Annotated in this window: 19 protein-coding genes and 1 pseudogene; 3 read left to right on the top strand and 17 right to left on the bottom strand. The window is 61.8% G+C overall.

The window, feature by feature from the left end:
* Positions 1-89: 89 nt before the first annotated feature.
* The gene (locus SLW74_RS11675; protein WP_410928952.1) at positions 90-1427 is read left to right on the top strand and encodes an MFS transporter; all 1338 of its coding nucleotides are present in this window, start codon (positions 90-92) and stop codon (positions 1425-1427) included.
* Between the two features lie 57 nt (positions 1428-1484).
* On the top strand, positions 1485-1865 hold the full coding sequence (locus SLW74_RS11680) for a VOC family protein (protein ID WP_410928953.1): 381 nt from the start codon (positions 1485-1487) through the stop codon (positions 1863-1865).
* A gap of 95 nt (positions 1866-1960) precedes the next feature.
* Here SLW74_RS11680 and tssA read toward each other — a convergent pair whose 3' ends face one another.
* From tssA to SLW74_RS11755, 15 genes are all read right to left on the bottom strand, one after another.
* On the bottom strand, positions 1961-3061 hold the full coding sequence (gene tssA / locus SLW74_RS11685; protein ID WP_410928954.1) for a type VI secretion system protein TssA: 1101 nt from the start codon (positions 3059-3061) through the stop codon (positions 1961-1963).
* 101 nt (positions 3062-3162) lie between these two features.
* Positions 3163-3681, bottom strand: coding sequence for an Hcp family type VI secretion system effector (locus SLW74_RS11690; RefSeq protein WP_065988935.1), 519 nt, complete (start codon positions 3679-3681; stop codon positions 3163-3165).
* Between the two features lie 159 nt (positions 3682-3840).
* Positions 3841-6336, bottom strand: a complete 2496-nt coding sequence (tssM, locus tag SLW74_RS11695; protein ID WP_410928955.1) for a type VI secretion system membrane subunit TssM — start codon at positions 6334-6336, stop codon at positions 3841-3843.
* Positions 6333-7259 carry a type VI secretion system-associated protein TagF gene (gene tagF, locus SLW74_RS11700; RefSeq protein WP_410928956.1) on the bottom strand — a complete coding sequence of 309 codons (927 nt, stop codon included), beginning with the start codon at positions 7257-7259 and terminating at the stop codon, positions 6333-6335. The genes tssM and tagF overlap by 4 nt, the downstream gene beginning before the upstream one ends.
* Positions 7260-7338: 79 nt before the next feature.
* Entirely contained in the window at positions 7339-11277 is a 3939-nt protein-coding gene (locus tag SLW74_RS11705) for a type VI secretion protein IcmF/TssM N-terminal domain-containing protein (protein WP_410928957.1), read from the bottom strand.
* A 30-nt stretch (positions 11278-11307) separates the two neighbouring features.
* Complete coding sequence (gene icmH, locus SLW74_RS11710; protein ID WP_410928958.1) at positions 11308-12105, bottom strand: type IVB secretion system protein IcmH/DotU; 798 nt, start codon at positions 12103-12105, stop codon at positions 11308-11310.
* Complete coding sequence (tssK, locus tag SLW74_RS11715) at positions 12102-13445, bottom strand: type VI secretion system baseplate subunit TssK (protein WP_065988940.1); 1344 nt, start codon at positions 13443-13445, stop codon at positions 12102-12104. Before tssK ends, icmH begins: the two co-directional genes overlap by 4 nt.
* Positions 13438-14136, bottom strand: coding sequence for a type VI secretion system lipoprotein TssJ (gene tssJ / locus SLW74_RS11720; RefSeq protein ID WP_410929052.1), 699 nt, complete (start codon positions 14134-14136; stop codon positions 13438-13440). Before tssJ ends, tssK begins: the two co-directional genes overlap by 8 nt.
* Before the next feature lie 128 nt (positions 14137-14264).
* Positions 14265-16862 (bottom strand): type VI secretion system ATPase TssH, encoded by a 2598-nt coding sequence (tssH, locus tag SLW74_RS11725; RefSeq protein WP_296306473.1) that lies wholly within the window; start codon positions 16860-16862, stop codon positions 14265-14267.
* Positions 16859-17929, bottom strand: a complete 1071-nt coding sequence (gene tssG / locus SLW74_RS11730; protein WP_410928959.1) for a type VI secretion system baseplate subunit TssG — start codon at positions 17927-17929, stop codon at positions 16859-16861. The genes tssH and tssG overlap by 4 nt, the downstream gene beginning before the upstream one ends.
* A complete protein-coding gene (gene tssF, locus SLW74_RS11735) occupies positions 17893-19725 on the bottom strand; it encodes a type VI secretion system baseplate subunit TssF (RefSeq protein ID WP_410928960.1) in 1833 nt (610 codons plus the stop codon). Before tssF ends, tssG begins: the two co-directional genes overlap by 37 nt.
* Entirely contained in the window at positions 19725-20207 is a 483-nt protein-coding gene (gene tssE, locus SLW74_RS11740) for a type VI secretion system baseplate subunit TssE (RefSeq protein WP_410928961.1), read from the bottom strand. The genes tssF and tssE overlap by 1 nt, the downstream gene beginning before the upstream one ends.
* 27 nt (positions 20208-20234) lie before the next feature.
* Entirely contained in the window at positions 20235-21737 is a 1503-nt protein-coding gene (tssC, locus tag SLW74_RS11745; RefSeq protein ID WP_065988946.1) for a type VI secretion system contractile sheath large subunit, read from the bottom strand.
* Positions 21738-21751: 14 nt separating this feature from the next.
* On the bottom strand, positions 21752-22285 hold the full coding sequence (gene tssB, locus SLW74_RS11750; RefSeq protein ID WP_062387737.1) for a type VI secretion system contractile sheath small subunit: 534 nt from the start codon (positions 22283-22285) through the stop codon (positions 21752-21754).
* A gap of 69 nt (positions 22286-22354) precedes the next feature.
* Complete coding sequence (locus SLW74_RS11755) at positions 22355-23104, bottom strand: hypothetical protein (RefSeq protein ID WP_346625832.1); 750 nt, start codon at positions 23102-23104, stop codon at positions 22355-22357.
* A 597-nt stretch (positions 23105-23701) separates the two neighbouring features.
* Between SLW74_RS11755 and SLW74_RS11760 the strand changes: the two genes are divergently transcribed.
* Positions 23702-24283, top strand: coding sequence for a hypothetical protein (locus SLW74_RS11760; RefSeq protein WP_410928962.1), 582 nt, complete (start codon positions 23702-23704; stop codon positions 24281-24283).
* Between the two features lie 67 nt (positions 24284-24350).
* On the opposite strand, the gene SLW74_RS11765 is transcribed toward SLW74_RS11760, so the two are convergent.
* Together SLW74_RS11765 and SLW74_RS11770 are read right to left on the bottom strand one after the other, a co-directional pair.
* Positions 24351-24911 (bottom strand): HD domain-containing protein, encoded by a 561-nt coding sequence (locus SLW74_RS11765; protein ID WP_410928963.1) that lies wholly within the window; start codon positions 24909-24911, stop codon positions 24351-24353.
* 5 nt (positions 24912-24916) lie between these two features.
* Positions 24917-25254, bottom strand: a pseudogene (locus tag SLW74_RS11770) (immunity protein Tsi6 family protein).
* Positions 25255-25266 lie beyond the last annotated feature (12 nt).

A 25266-nucleotide genomic window follows, 5' to 3' on the forward strand; every position in this document is an offset into this window, starting at 1 on the left:
TCCCCGACAAACGCGCACGCTCCGCTGCGTGCGCGTCCAGACAACAAAAACAATAGGGCTCTCTCAGAGAGTCGATCTGGAGTATCGCAATGACCGTCTCTGTTCTGACCCCGAACAGCAGCCTCGCCGAGGTTGTGAGCGCCGAAAAGGCATTGATCCGCAAAGTCGCGTGGCGCCTGATGCCGTTGATCATGGTCTGCTACCTGTTCGCGTTTTTTGATCGCATCAACATCAGCTTCGCCAAGTTCCAGTTGCAAACCGATCTGAGCCTGAGCGACACCGCGTACGGGCTGGGTGCGAGCCTGTTCGTAATCGGCTACGTGCTGTTCGAAGTGCCGAGCAACATCATGCTTTACAAGGTCGGGGCGCGGCGCTGGATTGCCCGCATCATGATGTCGTGGGGCATCGCCACGGCGCTGATGGTCTTCGTCACCGCTGAATGGCAGTTCTATGTGCTGCGTTTCATCATCGGCGCCATGGAGGCGGGTTTCGCACCGGGCGTGCTGTTTTACCTGACGCTCTGGTTCCCGCAGACCTACCGGGGACGCATCACCTCAATTCTGTTCCTGGCCTCGGCGTTCGCCGGGCTGCTGGGCGCACCGGTCTCGGGGCTGGTGCTCGGTCATATGGACGGCGTGATGCAGTTGCGCGGCTGGCACTGGCTGTTCCTGCTCGGCGGGCTGCCGTGTATTGCCCTGGGGTTTGCGGTGCTGAAGCTGCTCAAGGACCGTGTCGCGGACGCGCACTGGCTGACCGACGCCGAGAAAACGTATCTGTCGAGCCGCATCGCCCGGCATGAGCCGAACAAGCATGGGGGCTCGCTGCTGACCGCGCTGAAAATGCCGGGCTTCCTCATGCTCGGGCTGATTTATTTCCTGATTCAGGTGGCGTCCTATGGGCTGAACTTCTGGGCGCCGCAGCTGATTCGCAGCGCGGGCGTCGAAAGCCCGGTGATCATCGGGCTGCTCACGGCCATCCCGTACATCTTCGGCGCCATCAGCATGATCGTGGTCGGACGCCTGTCGGACGCCAGCGGTGAACGCCGCAAATTCGTCTGCGGGCTGATGGTGCTTGGGGCCATCGGCTTCTTCAGCGCCGGTTTCTTTGCCCAGCACACCAGCCTGTTGATCGTCTCCCTGGCCATGCTCGGCGGCGGGATTGTCGCCGCCATTCCGGCCTTCTGGACCCTGCCGCCCAAGCTGTTGGCGGGCGCAGGTGCCGGCGCGGCGGGCGGCATTGCGCTGATCAACACCCTGGGGCAGTTCGGCGGCATCGTCAGCCCGGTGATGGTCGGCGGGATCAAGGACCTCACCGGCACGACGACGCCTGCGCTCTACGTCATCGGCGTCAGCAGTCTGATCGCGGCGAGCCTGTTACTGTGGGCATTGCCGCAGAAGCTGAGAACGCTGGACAAGAACGACCACTGAGGTCCGTGCCCCAGGACTGCCTGACGGTCGACCTCATTAGCCCACGGAGCGCACGCAATGATTGATCACCTCGACCATCTGGTTCTGACCACTGTGGACGTGGAGGCCTGCAAGGATTTCTACGTCCGCGTCATGGGCATGCAGCTGGAAACCTTCGGCAGCGGCCGCCTGGCGTTCCGCTTTGGCAACCAGAAGATCAACGTTCACGAGCGCGGTCACGAGTTCGAACCCAAGGCCCACCTGCCGGTGCCCGGCGCGCTGGACCTGTGCTTCATTGCGAGCCAGGGCCTCGACGCGGTGATTGCGCAGTTGCAGGCCGAGGCGTGGCCCATCGTCGAAGGCCCGGTTCAGCGCACCGGCGCGACAGGGCCGATTCGCTCGGTTTACGTGCGTGATCCCGATCTCAACTTGATCGAGATTTCCGAATTGATGGGCTGACAGTGCTGTTCGCTCTCTCAGGATCCGCGTCTGCCTGTAACCACTGCGGCGGAGTCAGTTTTGAGGAGGGCGCGGTTGCCCGTCAGGGTTTTGTGTCAACCCTTCGGCTCTTTCGTGCCCAGCACGTCGCGGATGCTGTCGACCACGTTGCTGTCCTTGATGACGTCGCTGAGCCAGCCTTCCAGGGGCATGTTGCCCCATTTGATCGCGCGTTCGATCAGGTACGGCACCGGGCTTTGCGGCTCGGTCTGTTTGAAGAACTGGGCGACGCCGGCGAGCATCGTAAAGGCTTCGTCGCGGGTCAGCGGCGTGGTGCGCAAGGGCGCTGACGCGGTGTCTTTCACGGTGATGGTCATGGCAGGCCCCGCAGCGGGTTGATCGGCCGGTTCGGCGACAGGCTCGGCGGTCGGTTGGGCAGGCGCGGGATTGATTTCCACGCCGCGGTCCTTAAGCAGTTTTTCAGCCAGTTGCGCGGCGCGGGAAAGGATCTCGCTCAGGCCGGCAAAGCTCGGTGCTTCACTGCCGAACAGGCGATCGGCTGTGTCCTGCAACTGCCGGCAGGCCTGCAGGCTGTCGGTGATTTCCGAGGCCTTGCGCAGGAAGTGCTCGGTGTCGGTCAGCACCACGGAACGCTGAAAGATCTCCGCGTTGATCTTGCCTTCGTCCAGCGCGATGCGCATGGCCTGCGGGTTTTGCAGCGCCAGGTTCTCGATGTGCCGGGACTCGTCGTAGCGCAGCAGGCCGAACTGGTCGCCCTGGGTGATCGGCAGCCCGCCGACCACATCGGCCAGGGTCGTCTTCAGCCAGGCCAGGCGCGCGGCGCGTTCTTCCAGGCCTTCATCCAGTGCCGGAAACAGGTCATCCCAGAAACGCTCGAGAATCCGCTCGGCCAGGGTCAGGCCGAAGGTGATGCCGACGAAGTGGTATTTGTGCGCCAGGGCTTCACTGAGCCAGGCGACCAGCATCAAATCCTTGCTCTGCTGAGCAAGGCCGTGTGCAGCCAGGGTGATCGTCAGGTCCCAATCCGAGGATTTCAGATCGGTCTGCCAGTCACCCTGGGTCAAGTAATCAGGGTCCGCTCGACGAGCTTCCTTGACGTTGTCGAACAGCGTGGAAAAGCTCAGGTCTTCGCCGCTTCCTCCATTGATCGGCGCTGTCAGTTCGGTCAGTGAAAGGTCGTTGAGAAATTCAGACATGGTCAACTCGGGATAAGAAAAAAGAACACCGCGTCGATCCAGCCGACGCGGTGTTGAATACGGTCCGCTGCCCCAGGCAACGGACCGCTGTGACTACTCGATCAAGCGAAAACCTTGTTGGCCGTACGGTCCCAACCGCCGGTGACGTTACCGCCACCCTGGCCATCGGCACGGCTTTGTTGGGTGTAGGTGGTTTTGATGCGAGCGAAGTTGAAGCTGATTTCTTCGATCGGCAGGTCGCTGACGGCTTTGTCTTCGCCATCCTGACTGCCACCGGCAACGGCCTTGACCGACGACACTACAACCTCTTCCAGGTTGATGGTCAGGTAGGTCAGCTTGTCGCCGCCCGCACGGTTGACGTTCAGCTGGATCTTGGCGATGTGAGTGCCTTTGCAGCACGCTTCGAACAGCTTCGCAGAGGCCTTGTCGACCGCTTTGCGGATGCTGAAATCGCTCAGTGCAACGCGCTCGGAGGACGCACCGCCCGAAGAGCTGGCAGTCGCCGACGTCGCTTGGGTGGCGCCGTACTCGTAGCCGAGTACTTCAATCCAGTCCTTGTGCTTGTCATCCAGAACTTCGCCTGGAATGCCGTCGATCTGAATATATGCGTCAAATGCCATTTCTTGATTCTCCTTTCTTGCAGGTTGGGGCCAGCCGTCCAGCGGCCGGATCACGCCCCTTGATTTGACCCCTTTGAAGATTCAAAAGGATCGGTTGCCGCTGCCCGGGCCTTCATACAACAGGCCCGGGCGCCGGGTTCTTCAGGTGCCTGCGCGCAATCAGTTGAGCGCACGCACCTCGATTTCTACGCGTCGGTTCGGCTCCAGGCACTGGATCAACTGCGCACGCGGCTGCTGCATGTCGCACTTGACCAGCGGCTTCTCGCTGCCTTCGCCGACGGCTTCCACCAGCTCGGCGGGCACGCCCTTGCCGACCAGGTAGGTCTTGATGGTTTGCGCCCGCTGCCTGGACACCTGCAGATTGCCCTGTCGGTCGCCGAGCTGGTCGGCGTGACCGGCGATGACGATCTTGCCGATGTTCGGCGTGCTCAGCAGCTTGCCGGCAATGGCGCTCAGCTGACTCTGGCCCTCGGTTTTCAGGCTCTGGAAATCGGCACGGCCGAAGGCAAACAGGGTGTCCGATTCCAGGGTGATGGTCTCGATGGAGCGCAGCGATTGCGAGAGCAGGCTGTTGATGTAATTGCGCGAGCTGGAGGTCAGGAACGCGTTGTCGAGAATTCTCGGCACGTCGGGTTCGTGGATCTGGTCGCTGTAGAAGTTGACCTGGCGGCTGGCGAGCTCGTAGTCCGTGCCCGAGTTCGTCGCAGCGCCCGTCGCGCCGATGGTTTTGCCGGTCTGTTTGGCGATGGCCGGGTACCAGTAGTCCGGGATCTTCGCCTTGAGGAAGGCCGGGTCGGCTTTCTCTCGCTGGGAGCGCGAGAGCTGAACGTAGGTCTCCAGGGTGGCCTTGCCGAAGTCGGCGATCGACTGCGCGCGGTTGTCGTTGGGCAGGGCGCGCGGCTCGACGCTGTCGACGCCGGTCACCGGCATCAGGTCCTTGGCGTTGCGCTGATAGACCTTGATCGTGGTCAGCAGGTACAGCGAGCGGGTGAGGTTGTCGGCGGTCGGCTTGAGCATGACCGTTTCCAGCCGGTTGAAGTAACGCGCGCGCACCAGCGGCTCGACGTTATAGCCCTGATAAAGGCCCAGACGCAGGCGCAGCGGCACGCCCTGATCGTGGTGCCTGGCGTAGTAATCGGCGGTCTGGAGGCGCAGACGGTCCAGGGTTTGCCAGTCGGTGTACTGCGCCGGCGTCCGATCGTCCTGGGCCGCAGCGGCGGTCAGTTCAGACGACAGCGTCTGTATCTCGCTTTTGTTGTTCCAGTACGACCAGCCCCACGCGCCGCACAGCAGCAGCGCAATCAGGCTGGCGCCGCCGACCCACGCGGCCTTGCGACGGCGTTCACGGACGTTGCTGGTGTACAGCGCGACCAGATGCTGGTCGGGAATGATCACCTTGCGGAACAGGCTGTTGATGAACAGCGGCTGCGGCTGGGCGTGGCCGCTGGCAGCGGACTGCTCGGCCTCCAGGGAGAAGCGCTCGCTGACCTGACGGGTGTGGCCGCCCAACTCGGGCGCATCGGCATCCAGCGCACTTGTGAAGTAGAAGCCGCGCAGCAGCTCGGCATGCTGGTACGGATTAGCGCGCAGCAGGGCATCGACGAACAGTTGCAGCCGAGGCTTGAGCGCGGCGAGTTCCAGCGGGAACCGATACACCGCTGAATCCCGGCGGGTGATCTGAATGTCCTGCAACACCAGTTGCTGGCTGGCAACTTCTTTCCAGTAGTTGACCAGTTCGTCCATGGCCACGCCGAAACGCTGGGCCCAGTCGGCTTTCTCGTAGTCTTTGTGGGTGAAGGTCTTGCCCATCACTTCGCCACGGGCCACCTCGTCGAGCTGGCGATAAAACGGCGCGAAGCCCGGCACCAGGTCGCATTTGGTAAAGACCAGGTAAATCGGCAGGCGCACTTCCAGCAGCGAATAGGTTTCCTGAAGGCGTTCACGCAGGCGCTTGGCCAGACGTTCCTGATCTTCCAGCGAGGCCTGGAGGATGTCGTGGATGCTCACCGTCACAATCAGCCCGTTGAGCGGACGACGCTGGCGGTGCTGGCGCAGCAGCTGGAGGAAACCGCGCCATTTGCCGGCTTCTTCCTGATCGGTCATGTAGCGCCCGGCGGTGTCCAGCAGCACCGCTTCGGAACTGAAGAACCAGTCGCAATTGCGCGTGCCGCCCAGCCCGGCGACCCGAACGCCTTCTCGCTCGGCGTACGGGAAGTTCAGGCCGGATTGATAAAGCATGGTGCTCTTGCCGGCGGCGGGCTGACCGACCACCAGATACCACGGCAGGGCGTACAGCGCGTCCTTGGCACGGGTGCCGTTGGGGGTGTTGCTGCGCAGGCGATCGATGCTTTGCAGCAGGCGTTCGCGTAGCAGACTGACCTCTTCACGGTCCGCCGGGCTTGCGTTCAACACCGCTTGATCGGCGTCGTCGCGCAGCACGCCTTCGAGGTTGTGCTGCCGCGAGTTGCTCCTGTAGAGAAACAGCACGTAGCCGATCGAGAGCAGCAGAAAGACGGCGATACCGGTCAGCAGGCTGCCAAGGGAACTGAAGTCCAGCGCGCGGCCCAGCCCCCAGACGATGAAGATCGTCAGGAAGAAACAGATCCCCAGAATGTAGGGTTGGTAGCGCAGCAGGTAATACTTGAGCTTGTTCATACGGACTTCACATCCAGCGCGTCGACACAACGGTCGATGACGTCAAAAAGGGGGCGATCGGTGTCAGGAAACTCAGGCGGCCGGTGGTGTTCGTCGAATGCCGCGAAGTCCGCCAGTACGTCGTAATGCTCAGGCCGCTCGGCCGGGTCGGTCAGCGCCGTGTACAGGCCGGTGATGCTGCGGGACGGGAAGCACAACAGTTTGGGCCGCATAAAGTCGTCGGCCAGCACGCTGACCTGGGGCGACACACGGCCGGTTTTCATCCGCGTCAGCCAGTCGATCCAGAGGTCCGCTGTCGGGTTTTTCAAGCCACGTTCAGCGGGCAGCGGCAGGCTGATGCCCAGCGCTTGAGCCCGGTTCAGCGGGCGGCGCAATGCATTCAATCGGGTCAGTACGGCGTTGGTGACGAACTCCGGGTAGGCCTGTTCCAGCGCCGTGGCGATGTCCCGCAGGTTGAAGTTGCGCAGGAACTTCTCGTGCACTTGGCGGAACAACGCGAAGTCCTGACCCTGCAACGGGCGCAGGGCCTTGATCCGTTCGAACAGCACCGCCGCCTGCTCGCCCTGGGCACCGAGGTGCAGCAACGGTTTGATCTGCGCGCAGAACAACTCGCTCAAGGTGAACGGGTTGACCAGCGGCTCGCCATCGCCTGCCTTCACGGTCTGGAAGATGAACAGCGGGTAGCGCCGCTGGCTGGAGTCCATCGAACTGACCAGACCGCCCAGCAGCCAGTTGCCCGAGCGCGCGCGGTACGAGAAGAAGCACACCGGCAGGCGATCGAATCGCGCCTGCCAGTCGTCCTCCGCATGAATCGCCGCGAGCGACGCCTGCAGCCAGCCGTCGAATTCACACACGTCATCCGCGGCGCCGTGCAGGCTGATGAAGTCCGCGCTCGACGGCAGCTTGCCGAAGCAGCCGATCATCGACGGCGCTCCCGACCGTTCACCAGCCCGCCCTCAACCCCGCCTTCAGGGCCGCGTTCAACCACCCGCGCAACCCTCATCACTTGGCCGACCCTTCCGCCACGAACTTGGACGGCGAGTTCAGCGCGCTCAGGGATTTGACGTTCGCCAGGTCTGTCAGCTTGACGCCGCCGTAGTTGCGCACCGCGAGGCTGACCTGACCATTGGCGGTGTTCCAGCTGAAGCGTTGCTGGATGCCGTCGAGGTCATCAACCCGCGCGCTGTCGTTCATGCGCAACAGGCCCCAGCGACCGGGGTAGTCGAACACGGTGATGCGTTCGCCAGTCAGCGTCACCACGTCCAGACGTGCGCCCGGTGCGGTGGTGGTGCCCGGCCAGGAGAAACGGCTCCAGCTGGTTTTGCCGTTGCGGTAATGCTGCACCTGACCGTCGAGGGTGAAGATGATGTCGGTGAAGAACGCCGACGGCTCCAGCATGATTTCGAAGCCGTTTTCCTTGTCCGACAGGCTGGCGATGACTTGGCCCAGGGAGCTGGCCTTGTCGATGCTGGCGACCATGTTCGGGTTCACCAACGGTGCGGCCTTGGCGCCGCTGCTCATGCCCAGGCCTTCACCGCCGGACAGATTACCGATTTCGTTGCGCTTGAAGTTCGGCAGTAGGCCGGATTCGGGGTCGACGAAACGCTGCAGGTCTTTCACCGACGCTTCGTTGCGGCTGCCGGCAGCGATCGGATAACGGTGCGCCATGACTTGCTCCCACGGCTTGGCGATCTGCTGTGCCCAGGCCTTGGCGATCTGCTGGCCGGCCGGGTCGCGCAGGGTTTCCCAGGCGAACTGGATCGGCAGGCTGAACAGGCCCTGCAGCGATTCCGACAGGCTGCCCCGGCTGGTGTCCACCGTGGTCTCGACATAGTTGCGCACGTTGGTGACTTCGCTCGGCTGACCTTCGAGGGTCTCGCTGATCAGCTGCTTGCTGCTCTTGCCGACGTCCTGGGAGCGCTGGATGTTGTTCATCCGAACTTTCAGTTTGCGCAGCGCCGCCAGGTAACGATCCATGATGGTGCTGTCGGCGCCCTCGGCGTTCTGCGTCGCGAAGACCCGCGACACCGGCTCGAAGCGCTGGGCCAGGCTGCCGTCGTCCACCGCCGGCAGCGGCGAGAGCATGGCAGCGGTCGGCACTTGCGGGCCGCTGACCAGTCCGGTGACCTTGCTCCAGAAATCATCGGGCTTCGGCGTGCCGGCCTGCTGATTGGCCTGGGGCGCGGGTACGTCCCACTGGGTGTTGTCGTTGACCCCGGACAGCAGGATTTTCACCGGCGAGTTCTGCACGTCGCTCAACAACGACAGCTGTTGCGTGGCGTTGGCCATGTCGGTGAAGTGGCGCACGCCAACGCTGCTCAGCAAGGTGTACCAGGACTGCGCGTAGTCACGCTTGTAGCGGGCCATGAACTCGCGCATGAAGTTGGCTTTCTGAATGATGCTGTCGCCGCCGTCGCCGTCCAGAACCCAGTCGGACTCGTTGCGCAGGTTGCTCGACATCAGTTTGATCAGCTCGGGTTTGACGAAGCCGTCCCAACCCTGGCGGGTGAAGATCGCCGGCACCGCTTCGCTGCCGTAAAGCAACTGACGGCCGGGCAGCGGCACCAGCTCGTTGAGGCCCACGGCCGGGAACTGGCGACTGGCTTCCAATTGCAGGCGCAGGTATTCACGGTCCACCAGCGAGCTGGAAATCATGAATGACTTGAGACTCTTGCGGGTTTCTTCGACCAGTTGATCGTTGCGGGGCAGGGCAGGGGCCTGTCCGGTCTTGAGTAACTGCACGTACATCGGCACGTTGTCGGCGATGACCTCATCGCTGACCGGGCTGTCTGCCGAAGCGGTGTTGCTCCAGGCGACGGGCAAGGCGGCGCTGACGAATTCCGGGTCCGAGTGGACACTCGGTTGGGTCAGCATCAGGTACAGCTTGAGCGAGTTGTAGGACTCGATGATCGAGGCGACTTGCTGCTCATCCAGGCGGCCAAGCATTTCTTCGGACAACGACAGCCCGCCGGTGGTGGCCGACAGTTCTGCCGCATCACTGGCCGTGGCCGGGTTGCGCAGATCGGCAAGCGCCGCCTCGCGGGTCTTGGTCACGTTGCTGCGCACGGCGCCTTTCAGACGACTGCCGACATCACCGACGCTGCGCGGAATGCTGCTCAAACTGGGTTTGCCGGTGTTGGCGGCAAAACTGCGCACGCCGCGATCGGCCAGTTTCTGACCCTTGCCGGGTTTGCTGCCGGGCTTGTCACTTGACTTACCAGCAGTGGCACCGAGTTCGTTCTGCGGGTCCACGGATTTAGTGAACTCGTTGAACGCGCGCAGCTGCATTTGCAGCTTCAGCGCCACCGGCTCAAGGGCCTGGCTGCGCAGTTGCTGGAGATAGGCCGTTTGCGCGGCGGCAAAGATCTCGTCACCGCGGTACAGGCCGGCACTCAGTTGCAGCGGCACGCCTTTGGCGCGGTGTTTTCCGATCAGCGCCAGCTCATTGCGCAGCAGCTCCAGGCCTTCGCCTGCCGCCATGCGCTGGGCACGATCGGGGGCATCGCTCAGCTCTGTCAGCTTGTCTTGCAGGGCAGCGATCCATTCGCGGTTGTGCTGAAACGACAGCGCTTGCCAGCCGATGAAACCCAGGCCGGCGAGGACCGCAGCGGCGAGGATCACCGGGGTCATTGACGTGTCGCGGCCATCGCGGGACTGGTACGAGGTCAGCGCGTGATCGGGGAAGATCACCCGGCGGAAGGTGTCGGTGATGAAGTAGCTGCGGTCGCCGGTCTTCCTGCCGCCCGCTTGCGCCAGATGGGCGCTTTCGTGTGCCGGCTGCAGGGCAAAGGCCTCGGCCAGATCGTCGTCGAACACCTGGCTCAGCTGCTGAGCGGTCTGCAACGCGCTGGTGAAATACAGGCCGCGCAGCAGCAACGGGCTGCCGTGGCTGGCCGGCTGGGTGAAGTGTTCGAGGAACGGCACCAGCACACCCGACAGATCGGCGAAGTAATTGGGGAAGTTGAGCAACGCGCTGTTGGCGTCGGAACCGAGCCTGATCATCTGCGCATCGACGTGACGCTGCACGCCGTTGTGCAGATTCTTCAGCTTGCCGTCGAGGACCGTCTTCAAGCCCTGGGTGCGGATTTCCGACAGCGCAAACGTCATGCCCAGCGGTTGCTGACGCTCGTTCAGGTCCAGGCCGTCGAAAGCCTGATTAAAGCCCGGCAACTGGTCGGTCTTGCTCAGCATCAGGTAGATCGGCGGGTGGGCGTCAAGGCTGCGGCTGTATTCCTCGATCCGCGCGACCAGCTGGATCGCCATTTCCGCACGTTCATGGGCCGTTGCCGCCAGCAGTTCAGGCAGGCTGACCACCAGCACCAGACCATTGATGGCGGTTTTCTTGCGCTGCTTTTTCAGCAGTTGCAGGAATGCGGTGAATTCGCTCGCCGACTGGTCGTCGTTCAGGTAACGGCCGGCCGTGTCGATCAGCACCGCTTCAGGGCTGAAGTACCAGTCGCAGTGGCGGGTGCCGCTTTCGCCACTGCTCTGGCCTCCGGCGGTGGTGGCCGACAGCCCCGAGCGGGTCAGCAGCGACGTCTTGCCGGCCGCTGACTGACCGATCACCAGGTACCACGGCAGCTCATACAGTGCCGACGAACCGCCGCCGCCTGCCGAGCGATCAGCGCGGAGCATGGTGATCGCGTGCTTGAGGCGGTCGCGCAGTACCTGCTGGTCGCGGAAATCGCCGTCGGCCGGCAATGAGCGGTCGACTTCATGGTGCACCAGACGCTCGAGATTGCGCTCCGCGGACATGCGCCGCAGCTGGCGCAATACGCCCACGAAGACGTAGAACGCGCTGACCACCAGCATGACTTGAAGCAGGTATTCCCGCGACCATTGGCTGCGCGCCGCAACGACCACGCACGCAACGAGACTCGCCAGCCACAGCGCGATGAGGATGAACCAGAAACTTTTTAGAGCGCGAAGTAGTGTTTTCATGTCTTCCTGACTCGCTTACCCGAGCAGTGCTCAGGCACTGAACAATTGGCTGATGTGTTCGGACAATAAGGCGACGTCCTTGCCCAGCATCCAGTCCAGCGTCAGGTAAACCGCCAGACAGACCAGCGCGATGAGCGCCAGGTAGACCCACACCGGCACCTCGTGGCGCAGCATCTGCGAGACCTGATCCGGCAGTGCCCAGTCCGGCGACAGCGCTTTGGGCGTCTTGCGATAACGGGCGATGTCCTGGCCGAGGGTGTTGGCCAGATAGCGCAACTGATCCTTGCCTTCACCGACGCTGAATTTGCCTTCGAACCCCAGGGCCAGGCACAGGTGATACACCTCTAGCACGTCGAGGTTGCGCTTGACGTCGGCGCGCAGGGTTTCGATCTTGTCGAAGAAACCTTCGCCGGCCAGGTGCACGCCGAAGTGGCGGAACTGCAGCGGCGACACTTCGATGTGCCGGCGCAGTTCGTTGACTTTCTCGGCCGGCGCCGCCAGTGCAGCATGGGCTGAAGTGGGCGAAGCCTCGGCGTTTGCCACGACCGGCGCCTCGGGCATTTTGGCCCGCAGCACGCTTTCGTCGAGAAACGCGCACAACGCGTATTGCGTGTCCTTGACCTGCTCGACGCTGTAATTGGAGGCGCGGGCTTCTCGCTCCAGGGTGGCGAAGAAACTATCGACGCTCTCCTCGAACGCGCGGACCGAGGTCACTTGACGGCCACGACGCAGGATCAGCGCCATGCTGATGAAGTCCTGCACCAGGTCTTTGAGGGTCGGTTTTGGCTGGTCGGCGGCCATGGCGCCTTGCATTACGGCTTCGCTCATTTGAGTACTGCCATCAGTTCAAGCTTGAGGTTGGTGAAAGCGCTGGGTGCGTAGAACGAGATCGCCTGGGCGCTCATCATGCGTTCGTAGACCCGGCCATGGGGTTCGATCGAGAAGTAGTGGTTGTCCAGACGCACTGGAATGGCGTTGGGCAGCCGTGTCGAATGGTTGAGCGTGGCGCCGGGCATGGCGCTGTTGACCACCACTTCGATGTCTTCCGGGGAGCCGACCTTGACCGCCCGTGGCACCAGTTCCAGCAGGCTGGAGCCGGGCATGTCGGCGTGCACGGAAATATAGAAATCGGCATCGACCAGTCGTGGGTCGTGCAGCTGACCCTGCCAGTACGAGGGCTTGGTCTGGGTCAGGTTGATGACGATGCACTGGTTCGGGATCACGTTGTCCAGCAGCGTGCGGATCATCTGGTCCAGCGTGACCAGCGACGCCGCCGGGTCGTGATGGTTGTACTCGGGGATGTCGTTGAGCTCGACGTCCAGCGAGAAGGTCAGCAAACCACCGGCCAGTTCTGCCAGGAACAGGTACAGACGCTCCGGGTGCAGGCGCGGGTGGGCCAGCAAGTGCGCCAGATTCGGGTACGCGCGGTTGACCGTGTTGAGCAACCAGAACAGCGTGACGTCGCTGGAACCGAACTCGGCGATCTGATCAGCACGTTCCCGGCGGCGGCCGGAGAGCGCCTTGCTCTTCGAGTGCAGGGCGCCGAGCAGACGCTTGCCCAGGCCGATCAGGGTTTCGTGGGTGCCCAGGTGCAAGGTCGGATGCACGAAGTGGGTGTCGAGACTGAAACCGCCGATGTTGTTGCGCGACAGCCGCGCGATCGGGCAATAGCTGTAGCCGTCCAGCGTGTCGCCGTCGATCAGCATGACCACGTTCAGGCGCAGGCTGGTGATCTCGTTTTCCAGATCGCCTTCGTTGAGGTCGGGCAGGGTGTCGAACTGCTTGCGATATCGGCGCGCGCTTTTCTGCTCCTGGCCGTCTTCAACGTAATTGAGGCCGAACGGCTCAGGCAGTTTCAGGGCGGCGTAGACCTTGAAGTCATTGCCTTTGAGCAACTCGCGCAAATCCCGCGCCGCCGGCAGCGGATCGTGGCCCGGCGCATCGAACAGGCTGCCGTCCGGAAACACCAGCTTCAGCCGCTTGAATTGCAGCGAACCGCTGGCCAGCGCTTCTTCGTCGATCTGCATGGCCTGCACGCCCCAATGAAAGGGCGTGGCGCGCAGCGTCGATTCGCTCAGCTGGTGCTGGTGGAATTCATCCTGGTACTGGAAGTGCTGTGGCAGAAGAAACATGCCTTCGGACCACATCACGCGGCTCTGCTTACTCATGAACGCCTTCCACTAATGAATCAAATTTTGATTGCGCGCCTTTCTGAGCGGAGTCGACCGCCGTGTCCTGGGCCTTTTGCACCGCCGCGTCCTGCACCTGTTGAGTCAGGGACGGATTGCCTGCATTGGCGGCGGGCGCGGCCGTGGGCATGACATTGCTTTTGGCGAACTGCGCTTCGGTCTGCGGCTTGTTCAGCACGTCATTGCCGCGCACCGCCAGCACGTGGTTGTTGTCGACCAGCACGCGCAGGCCGTCCGAGGAAAACCAGATGCCGTCCTTGCGCAGGGAGTTGGCATCGAAGGCGACTTTCCAGTGGCTCTTCTCGTCGGAGCGGAAGAACGCAGCGATGCCGACATAGCCGGTGGCCGTGTTCAGCGGCCACTGGTCGATCTGGCCCATGCCCGGCAGCAGGGTGATTTCCTGGCTGTCGATGAGCGTGTTGCCAAGGGCCTGCTGCGGGTTGTCCCACAGCGAATCGGCGTCGATGGACGCAAAACGCTCCAGCGCCGTGAGCTGATAGACCCGCAGCACGACCGACAGCGGCCGGCCGCTTTCATCGGGGTTGAGGTGGTTGCCGCCGTCGGCCGTCAGAATGACTTTTTCCTTGTCGCCGAACAGCATGTCACCGGCCCAGGTGTCATCGACGCGCTTGCTGGCGCGGTCGGTGATGCCGCAGGCGGTGAGCGCCATCAGGACGGTCAAAAGGGTCACGCGGGTGGCCCAGCTGGCCCCGGCGTAAAGACGTTCCCTGTTTTGCATATTCATGACTGCATACCTATGAATGCTCGATCAATCCAGCCAACTCCCTTCCAACCCAATCAAAGCAAGCGGTAGGCGAAACCGCCGTCGCTGCCCAGTTCGATGTGCAGGCTCTGAATCGGTTTGTCCTGGGCCATGCGTTCCAGCACGTGCTGGGACAGTTCCGGCATGAGGGTCTTGGACAGAATGTTGTCGATGTTGCGTGCGCCGCTGTCGACCTCGGTGCAGCGCGCCGCGATGGCCTTGACCAGCGCCTCGTCGTAACCGAGCACGGCTTGATGATTGCGCTCGAAACGCTTGCGAATACGCTCCAGCTTCAGGGCAACGATGCGCTCCAGAATCTCGTCCTGGACCGGGTAGTACGGCACGATGGTCAGCCGCCCGAGGAAGGCGGGCTTGAACACCTGGTTCAGCTCGTCGCGCAGGTCCTCGACGATCTCGTCCGGGGTCGGCTGCTCGGTGGTGTTCAGGCAGCGCTGCATGATGCGATCGGTACCGGTGTTGGAGGTGAGGATGATCACCGTGTTACGGAAGTTGATCTCGCGACCTTCGCCGTCATCCAGCACGCCCTTGTCGAAGACCTGGAAGAACAGCTCAAGCACGTCCGGGTGGGCTTTTTCCACTTCGTCCAGCAACACCACGCTGTAGGGTTTGCGACGCACCGCTTCGGTCAGCACGCCGCCTTCGCCGTAACCGACATAACCGGGAGGGGAACCCTTGAGGCTGGAAACGGTGTGGGCTTCCTGGTACTCGGACATATTGATAGTGATGACGTTACGCTCACCGCCGTACAGTGTGTCGGCCAGCGCCAGAGCGGTTTCGGTCTTGCCGACGCCGCTCGGGCCCAACAGCAGGAACACGCCGATGGGCTTGTTCGGGTCTTCCATGCGCGCGCGGGAGATCTTGATGCGTTTGCCGATCTCCGCCAGGGCGTGATCCTGACCCAATACGCGCTCCCCCAGCAGTGCCGGCAGGCGCTGAACGGTGTCGATTTCGTTGCGCAGCATCTTGCCCAGCGGGATGCCGGTCCAGCCGGAAATCACCTCGCCGATGGTGCCGCCGTCGACCAGTGCGTGGACCAATGGCTGCTCGCCCTGAACGTCTGACAGCTCGGCACGGACGGCGGAAATCTCGCTCACATCGGGGGCCTCGACGCTGCCCAGGTCCGCGAGTTTTTTCACCAGATCCAGCTCACGCTGCCACTGCTGCTCCAGGGTTTCCCGAGTGTTCTGAACGCTCTGCAATTCCTCGTTCAGCGCAGCCAGGCGGCGTGAGTGGTCGCTGCCTTTGGCGGCTTCCTGCTCCAGCACGGCGATCTCGGCCTGAACGTTGTCGATCTGGCGCTTGCAGTCTTCCAGCGGGCCGGGCTGTGCCGACTGCGCGAGGGCAACGCGAGCACAGGCGGTGTCGAGCACGCTGACGGCTTTGTCCGGCAACTGACGCCCGGTGATGTAGCGGTTGGACAGGCGCACGGCCTGCACCAATGCTTCGTCCATCACCGTGACCTTGTGGTGCTCCTGCATCTTGCCGAGCAGGCCACGGAGCATGTAGATGGCTTTGTCTTCGTCCGGCTCCTCGACCTTGACCACCTGGAAGCGGCGGGCGAGGGCGGCGTCTTTCTCGAAGTACTTTTTGTATTCAGCCCAAGTGGTCGCCGCGATGGTGCGCAGCTCGCCCCGGGCCAGCGCCGGCTTCAGCAGGTTCGCGGCATCGTTCTGCCCGGCCTGGCCACCGGAGCCGATCAGGGTGTGGGCTTCGTCGATGAACAGAATGATCGGGTGCAGGCTGCGTTTGGTTTCTTCGATCACTGACTTCAGGCGGTTCTCAAACTCGCCCTTGACCCCGGCGCCGGCTTGCAGCAGGCCCAGATCGAGGGTGTGAATCGCCACGTCCTTGAGCACCGACGGCACGTCGCCCTGGACGATACGCAACGCCAGGCCTTCGACGACCGCGGTTTTGCCCACTCCCGCTTCACCGGTGAGGATCGGGTTGTTCTGCCGGCGACGGGTCAGAATATCGACCATCTGCCGCACTTCGAACTCGCGGCCCAGCACCGGATCGATGCGACCCTCGCGGGCGCTCTGGGTCAGGTTGATGGTGTATTGATCCAGCCCCGGCGTTTTGCCATTGCCTTGAACGGCGCGGCCGCTCGCGGCTTTCGGGCTCTCCAGCGGGCTGGCCAGGCCCGACTCCGGGCTGCCTTCGACCAGCGCGGCGAGGTTGACCCGCAGGTCGTCGGCGTTGATTTTCTCCAGCTCAGGCGCGGAGGCCACGACCACACGGTGCAGCTCGTCATCGTCCAGCAACGCCTGAATCAGGTAACCGGTGCGGATCTGGCTCTGGCCAAACTCGATGGACGCCAGGACCCAGGCCTGCTCGATCATCCGGGTGATGTGCGGCGACAAAGCCGGCGTGCGCGTGTTGCCTTTCTTGAAGGTGCCGAGGGCGGTGACCAACTGCGCCTGCAAGCGCTCGGGGACCACGTCGTAGTGACGGAGGATCGCTGGCAAGTCGTTGTCGTTGTTTTCCAGCAACTGCAGCAGCAAGTGCTCGACTTCAACGTCGTAATGGTTTTCTGACAAGCACAGGGCGGCAGCGCCTTCTGTGGCTGTGCGACTGGTTTCGTTCAGTTTGGCGAACAGCGACTTCAGGTTCACAGTGAGACCCCATCAAAAGGAATATGGAAAAGAGCACAACGGGCCGGCTCGACATCGGCGCCCGGACGTTTCAACCAGCCCAGCCACCCCAGCGCGACGTTGCCCTGACGGCCGATCTTCGCCAGTGGCACCGCCTCGCGCTTGAGCGTCGGCGCGATCTGGAAATCCAGGTGCGCGCCGATGTAAAAACGCACCAACTCCACCAGCTTCTGGTAGTCCTCGGTGCCGGGCTGAAAACGCTGGTAATCGGCCAGCGCCAACGGGCCGATGTCGAGGCGTACGGTGGACTGGTAATCCCAGACCCGGTTGCCGACCACGGCGCTCTGCCCGAGGGCGGCGTTCTTGCGACCCAGCTGCGTGCATTGGCTGACGTCGAGCTTCAGCCAGCGCCCGGCGAATTGCCGGACCTTGAACGGCAGCGAGAAATAAAAGCTCAGCATCACCTGCAGGTTCAGGGCGTTGCGCGGCTTCTGCGCGAACATCCCCGAGAAATAGCTGAACAGCTCCCGACGCAGCGGTGAGCCTTCAGGGCCGAATTTTTGCTTCTGCGCCTGCGGCCCAAGGCCCACCAGATGAAGCAGGTAGCGATCGAAGTCCGACTCGCCGTTGCGCTCGTACTCGATGTAAAACTTGTACTTCTGCCAGGCCTCGTAGAACAGCGTGGTCATGCGGTGCGAGAACACGTCGAGAAACGCGTGGGCGGCGTCGTCCCGGTACTGAATATGGCGTTCCAGCAACAGCTCGGTGTACGGGCGCGGCAATACGCCGGACGGCCCGACCAGACCCATGAACGTCACCTGCACTTCGGTCAGCGGCAGCCCGGCCGCAGACACCTTGCCCTCGCGCTCAAACTTCAGGTCGCTGACTTCGCTCGCCGGAAAATTCAGCGACAGCTGCGAGCGAAAGCGCAACGGGTCTTCATGGGGCCGCGTCTGCAGGTCCATTCGCCCGTTCCTGCTGTAGTGCAGGCGGAGCAAACGCACCAACTGAAAGAATTCGAATCGGTGCGGCTCAGCCCGTGCCTGGTCGATCAGACCAGGGGTTGATCGCCGGTTCGCGGGGGCCATTGGACCACTCTCTTTTCGCGCTGCAAGGTGCGCAGGGTTAATTGGGTAAAGCTGTTGATCGAGCAGTACTGGCCGAAGAAATGGTCGAGCACCATGCCGAACAGAAACACGCCGCTGCCGGTGTATTGGCTTTCATCGAATTTGAGGGTGATGCCCACGCCGCGCACGAAGTTCGGACGCGGGTGGCCGATCCGCGCGACCACCGGCTCGCTGCTCACCGAGACAATGCCGTTGATCTGCTTACGGATCGCCGAGGTGTTGCGGTAGTTGTAGAGCGACAGCAATTCCAGCAGCACGTCGCGGCCTTTGCTCACCAGCGACATGTGGTTCAGCGACAGGTGCGAGACCAGGCGCCAGATGACCCCGTTGCCCAGTGGCACGCGCACCGATGCGGTCGGTTTGCGCAGGCAGCGGATGTCGTCAATGACCGAGCCTGCCGGGACACTGAAGTCCCCGCGCGCGCCGCCGAAGGGCAGCAGTGAAGGCAGGTCGCGGTTGCTGCAGGTCAGGCGGATACTCAAGGTATCGCTGGCCGAGTTGATCAGCTCCAGGTCCCGGTCAACCACCCGAATGAACATGTCGGTGCCGTCCCGTTGCCGGCTCTGGGAGGGGCGTCGGCGGGCGATCCAGAAGCTGTTGCCCGGCCCCTGATCGGCGCGCGGCTCGAAGAACGGATGGCAGCTGGTGACCTGCTCCAGCCCGCCGACTTTCTTGACCCGGCGCACCTTGTCGATGGACACCACCTCGGCCGTGTTTTGCATGCGCACGTCCGGAATGATGGCGTATTCATGCTGAGCATGGGTCAGGGTGATTGGCTCGGCCTGCTGGCGGAACAGGTTGATGATCGGCGTGCAGTTGAGCTTGAAGTTGGCGCGGCCGATGTTCTGCGTCAGGCGCGCTAGGCGGTCGTGCAGGTCGTAGTCGGAGAAGTAGAAATTGATCTCGACTTTGCCCAGCGCCTTGCCCGCCAGAATGCGACCGAAACCGGACAGGTCGAAGAACATGAACTTGTCCGGGAAGGTGAAATATTCGTGCAGCAGCCGGTAGCCAAGGAACGAACGCTCCGAGTAATCCACCAGCCCCTCATCCAGACCATAGCCGACCGCCTTCAGCGCATTGGCCGGCAGGGCCACTTCGCGCATGCGGCCTTCGTCTTCGAAGGTCAGCGTGACCTTGGCCAGGTTGTTGAAGAGCAATTCGTACAGCTGCAGCATCAGCGTGCTTTCGCCGTCGAGGAAAAAGCGCAGCGAGTCCAGCTCCATCTGCCCGAACAGCACGTCGGACGTCGCCGTCAGGCCGATGCGCAGACGCGCCACCAGATCAGCACTGTGGCCGTTGAACACCGAGCGTTCCATTTCGACAAACGAAGCCTGCTGCACGCTGATCGGCCACAGGTCGACCGGGTAGCACGTACGGAACTTGCACACCACGCTGTCGATGGGCGTGGCGTGGATCTCGGTGTGACGCGCAACGCGATAGGCCTCCGTGACCTTCTCGTTCTTGCCCAGGGTGAACTCGACGATGGACATCGACGGGGTAGGGCGCAGGTAGTGCGGGTACAGCACCTCAAGGAACGACTCGACGATTTCCGGAAACTCGTCATCGAGCTTCTTGTGCACCCGCGCCGCGAGAAACGAAAACGCCTCGATCAAGCGCTCGGTGTGAGGGTCCTCGCAGTTATCGCCCTCGATGAGCAACCGCGAGGCGATTTTCGGGTACTGGCTCGCGAACTCCTGGCCCAGAAAGCGCAGGTGCGACAGTTCCTTTTCGTAATAGGGGAGCAGGTCGTCGAGCATCAGTTGAGGTTCTGTACTGTGTATTCCTGGGTATTGACCTGCAACACCGCGTCAAATGAAACCTGACGGGAGATGTCTTGCAGGCGCAGTACGGCGTCCACGCGAAAAGTCAGCATGCGTTGGCCGGTTTGTTGTGCGAGCAGTTGTACCTTGACGCTGCGAAAGCGGCGGTCGCCGTCGGAAATCGCCTTCTCCAGCTGCTGCTGAATCAGGTAACGGTCCTGGGGGTCGAGCACGCTTTTGCTGGTGAAATCGGGCATGCCGTAATCGAGGATCGTGCCGGGCAGTTGCCGGAAACCGGCGAGCTCGCCAGCCACCAGGGACTGACGGGTGTTCACCAGGATCTCCAGGTCACGCACGATGCTGGCCTTGTAATCGGCCAGCGAACACAAGCGTTGCGCCGAGGCTTCAACGGACTGGTGCGGACGGTCGTCCAGCAACCGGTCCAGCAGTGACGGCAACAACTTGTGTTGGCTACTCATGTTGCCTCCCTGGCAGACCCGGACCGGTTAACCGCGTGTGGATTGCGGCAGTTCTGCGACCAGTCGCAGCGACGCCGTCAGTTCATCCAGTTGGTAGTGCGGACGCAGGTACGTCACCGCTTTGTATACGCCCGGCTTGCCCGGCACTTCGAAGACTTCGGCGCGGGCTTCACGCAGCGGGAACTTGGCCTTGGCTTCCTGGCTGGCGGTGTCGTCGAGCAGCACGTAGCTGGACAGCCACTTATTGAGGAACATCTCGACGTCTTTGCGTGAAGCAAAGCTGCCGACCTTGTCGCGCATGATCGCTTTCATGTAGTGAGCGATGCGCGAGGTGGCGAAGATGTACTGCAACTGCGCCGAAAGACGGGCGTTGGCGTTGGCAATGTCGGTGTTGTACTGCTTCTGTTTCTGGGTCGACTGGGTGCCGAAGAACGCCGCGTAGTCGGTGCCCTTGCAGTGCACCAGCGGGATGAAACCGAGGTCGGAGAGTTCTTTCTCGCGGCGGTCGGTGATCGCGATTTCAGTCGGGCACTTGAGGGCGATTTCGCCGTCATCGGTCTTGAACGTGTGGGTCGGCAGACCTTCCACCAGACCGCCGCCTTCAACACCACGAATCGCCACGCACCAGCCGTAGCGGGAGAATGCGTCAGTCACGCGAGTGCCGAGTGCGTAGGCAGCGTTCATCCACAGGTATTTGTTGTGGTCACGGCCATCGACGCTTTCGACGAAGTTGAATTCTTCGACCGGCGTGGTATCCGGGCCATACGGCAGCCGACCCAGCACGTGGGGCAGGGTCAGGCCGACGTAGCGGGAGTCTTCGGAGTTACGGAAGGATTTCCACTTGGCGTATTCGACGGTGTCGAAGATCTTTGCCAGGTCGCGCGGGCCGGACATGTCGGTGAACGAGTCCCAGCCGAACAGCTCGGGCGACGCCGCCGAAATGAACGGCGCGTGGGCGGCCGCTGCGACGTGGGAGATCTCTTCGAGCAGGTACATGTCTTCCGGGTTGCGGTTGAACTCGTAGTCACCCAGCAGCATGCCGAACGGCGCGCCACCAAAGGTGCCGTATTCTTCTTCGTAGATCTTCTTGAACAGCGCGCTCTGGTCGAATTCGGACGAGGCCTTCAGGTCACGGACCAGGTCTTTCTTCGAGGCGTTGAGCAGGTGAATCTTCAGCGTGGTGCTGGTTTCAGTCTGATCGACCTGGTACTTCAGGCCACGCCAGGATGCTTCCAGTTGCTGGAATTCACGGGCGTGCATGATCTCGTTCATCTGCTCGGAGAGCATCGAATCGATCTCGGCGATGCGCGCATCAAGCACGGCGATCAGGTCTTTGCTTGGCGTCATTTCGCCTTCGAGGACCTGACCCACCAGCTCGCCGATCAGATCACGGGTACGGGTGCGTTCGGTTTCGGAGCGGGCAACACGGCTCTCGGAAATGATGCTGTCGAGCAGCGAGGACTGCGGGGCGAAGTTTTCCACTTCAACCAGATCAGTGTCCTGCTGGGCCACGGTTTGTTTGTCGTTCATGGTCGTGCTCCTGCTTACTCTTTGGCGTCGGTGGCGGGAACGGCGGCTTCACGACCGAATTCCTTGCCCAGCGTTTTCAGCTTCTCGGTGTTCTGCAACACGTCCATCAACAGCTCTTCGAGCTTGTCGTTACCGCCCATCTTGTTGCGCAGGTCGGCGAGCTTGTTGCGCACTTCCAGCAGCTTGCGCAGCGGCTCAACTTGCTTGACCACGTTCTGCGGCTCGAAGTCTTCGAGGGCGTTGAAGTTGAGCTCGACGCCCAGCTGCGTGCCGTTCTTGGCCAGCGTGTTGTCGACGCGATAGGCCAGGCGCGGCTTGATGCCTTTGAGCACGCCATTGAAGTTGTCGCGGTCGATGAAGATGAATTTGCGATCCTTGAGCTTGGGCAGCGGCTCAAGGGGGTTGCCGGAAAAATCGCCCAGCACGCCGACGACAAAGGGCAGCTCTTTCTTTTCCTGAGCATCGCCGATGTCGACGTCGTAGGTGATGTGGACCCGAGGGGCGCGAACGCGGTCGAGTTTGTGCTGGGTACTTTCCTTCTTCGCCATCGTGTTCTCCTGTGCGAGCAACTCGCTGCAAGTCATTTTGCGTGTCGGCTCGACGTTGAGCCGAGTGCTTTACAGTCCTTCGATCGTCATCAGCAGGCGCTGACGAATCTCATCTTTCATGTCCATGATGCTGTCCTGGCCCACCAGTTCTTCAAAACTGGCGTTCCCGGCAATCTGCGTGCTGCTGCGAATGACCGAGTCGTCCGGCAGCGTCGAGCGCACCGGCGAGCTGATCACGCAGAACGGCAGGTCGCCAAAATCCTTCAGTCGCTCAAAACTCACCGGAAACCGCAGGCCGTCAAACAAACGCCCCAGGCCCGGTGATTTGCTCACGCAGTAAAACAGCACCAGGTAGTGCACAACAAAGCGGTACAACTCGGCGCTGCTGCGGTTGGGGTCTTTGATGACGCTGCGAAAGCGCGCCAGGTCAAAGGAATTGAAGCCGATCACCCAGCGGGTCGGGCTGGTGATGCGGACGGTCTGACCGCTGTCGGCCAGGACCTTGTCGTATTCCAGCGGGAACAGCTCGGGCGTGGTGCTGATCAGGTTCAGCGGCACTTCCATCTCGTTGACCAACTGGAACGGAGACGCCGAACCAATTCTGTCGTACAGCTCTTTGAGTGCTTTGAAATGATGCTGGGTCTCCCGGCCGCTGCTGCGCTGGGCACCCTGGAGGTACTCACCAAACAGATTCTGCGGACGAATCAGCAGCGCCAGCGTGGCCAGGTAATCGGACGCCTGTGCTTTAAGCACGTCGGAGATAGCCCGGGTCTGGCTGCGCAGCTTTATGAGTGCTTCTACGTCAAACGTTTGAGTCATTGGTACATCGTCCCTGAACCCTTCTCAACAATGCGGCGAATACGACGTGACAGCGTGGAGAGATACGCGTTGGCCGGTTGGCACACCTTCTCGAAAAGCTGAATCGGATCAATGTCATCCCGAAAACTCGCTGCGAAGGTTAGGTGAACGCGCACTGCGATCACACCGATAGCTAGTAGCCAGCAGTGTCAGCTCAGGCAGTTAATTGTGTGGGAAAGTTCCTACAGACGCGAAGTTTTTCTCACATTTGATACAGCTCGCAATGATATCTCAAGGCTACTAGGGGGCGTTACTGGGTGGTCGGAATGGCTCTAGCCCTTGTGGATCAAGGGCTGCACGGTTTTATTGGATCCCTTTGGCGGGTGTAAAGAAAAGCGCGGAAAGGTGAACCGGTTCACCTACTGATCTGAACTAAGCGGGCAACTAAGGAAAATGAGGGGAAACGAGTGGGGCGGAGGGGGTGGCCAGTCTCGGGATTTTTTTGCGGAAATTGGATTTTTTCGGGGGAGGGGTGATGTAGTTTGCGCAGGTTCGGCTTGAGTCTTTGGCTTGGGTCAAACGTGTTTTTGTGGACGTTATTTATCAAGGAGCGGGGCTATGCAAATACGAGGTTGGTTGAGGGCGGTTCTGGGTCGCGAGGGGCGGGCGGAGAAGGGCGTGCCGCGTCCGGAGTCAGCGTCAGCTTCTGCCGACGGCAAGAAGCGGGGGCAGGAGGAGCCGTTGTCGCGGGTGCAGCAACTTCTCAGCGGGTTGCCGGTTTGTCAGGCGCCTGGTGCGTTCGCGACGCCGCCGCCCGTTTGTCCTTCGGTCTGGGAAAGAGACAAGGCATTACTCGCCAGGTATCACGCCTATGTGGACGACGCCGAGAAGATTGGCTGGCGAGCGCTGCCAGACGCCCCTCGGGAAGAGGGGCGTGAGCTTGCAGCGCAATGGCGGTCCAGGGCGATCGACCTTTCCAGCGCTAAAGCCACCGAGCAATGTGACGGGATTTACTGGTACTTCCAGAGCGCAGCCATCGCTTCACTTTTTGCGGACGGACCGGAATCGGAAGCCTTTGCCCGCTACAGGAGGGATGCGGAATCGTATCGGGGATGGCGCAGGGTGAGCGGTCAGGTGCGGTTGTTTGATGAGTATGTGAGCGTGATTGCGTCTGGCACACATCCGCGTGCCGGAAGGTAGATCTGCGGTGTCTTCATGTTGATGAAAGTGGGCGGGGAGGCGTTCCACCTTGCTCAGGAAGAGGGCATCAGATTTGTTCGCGCTGCTCATCGACGTACAAGGATTTGTAGCGCGCCATGGCATCCGTGAGTCGGCGCTTTAAGTAGTCATTGGTATGCCCCAGCGCTGCCAGAATCTGCGCAGATTCCTCGTGATAGGACGCGCGCTTTTCCAGCGACCACGTCGATGGCGCGGATTGGAGATTGGTGATCCGGTCGCACAATTTGATGGCCGCCGCTTCCCGGGAATGCGCGGCGATCGCCTGGAAATAGCGCTCGTCCGAGAACGGCACGATCAGGTTCTTGCTCAGGCAGGCGACGGTCGATGCGACAGCGGCGCCGAACACTTCAGCCAATGCCTCCTCCGAGATCGCGGTGTCCTCGATCACGTCGTGCAGCAGCGCGGCAGGCATGGCGATGGCCAGATCACCGATGTCACTTTCCCGGTCCGCGAAAATCAGCTCGTTGGCGACCATCGCGACATGGGTGGTGTACGGCAGATCTGACCCCTTCATCATCTGCCCGACGTGGGCGTGAGAAGCGAACAGCCAGGCTTTGTTGTAGAGATGCTGCAGGTCGGTGCACGTCAATCAATTCACTCCTGAGATGGGGGAGATGGGCGGTGAAGACTTTCCAGGGGCTGGCCGTCGGGGAGCTTAATTTTTAAACCGCGACCGATCTGGATGCCGATGTAGTAAGCGATGCCGAGTGCATGGGCAAGCTCCGGATCCGTCTCCTCGAACTCCTTCCCGGCCCACGCGCCAATGGTCAATTTGTGCAGGCGGCTCTTATCTTTTTCGGTGCCCAACAAAATCTTTCTGATGAAGTCGAGTTGGATCAGCGAGCTTGCGTAAAGGGGAACGCTGGACACGATGCCTCCCTGAGGCGGGTGATCGCAATGGCTTCGTCGATGTAGTCGATGGCTTTTTTCAACGGCTCGTTTCC

The sequence above is a fragment of the Pseudomonas sp. W5-36 genome, from assembly GCF_046540455.1.
In the GTDB taxonomy this organism is placed as follows: Bacteria; Pseudomonadota; Gammaproteobacteria; order Pseudomonadales; family Pseudomonadaceae; genus Aquipseudomonas; species Aquipseudomonas graminis_B.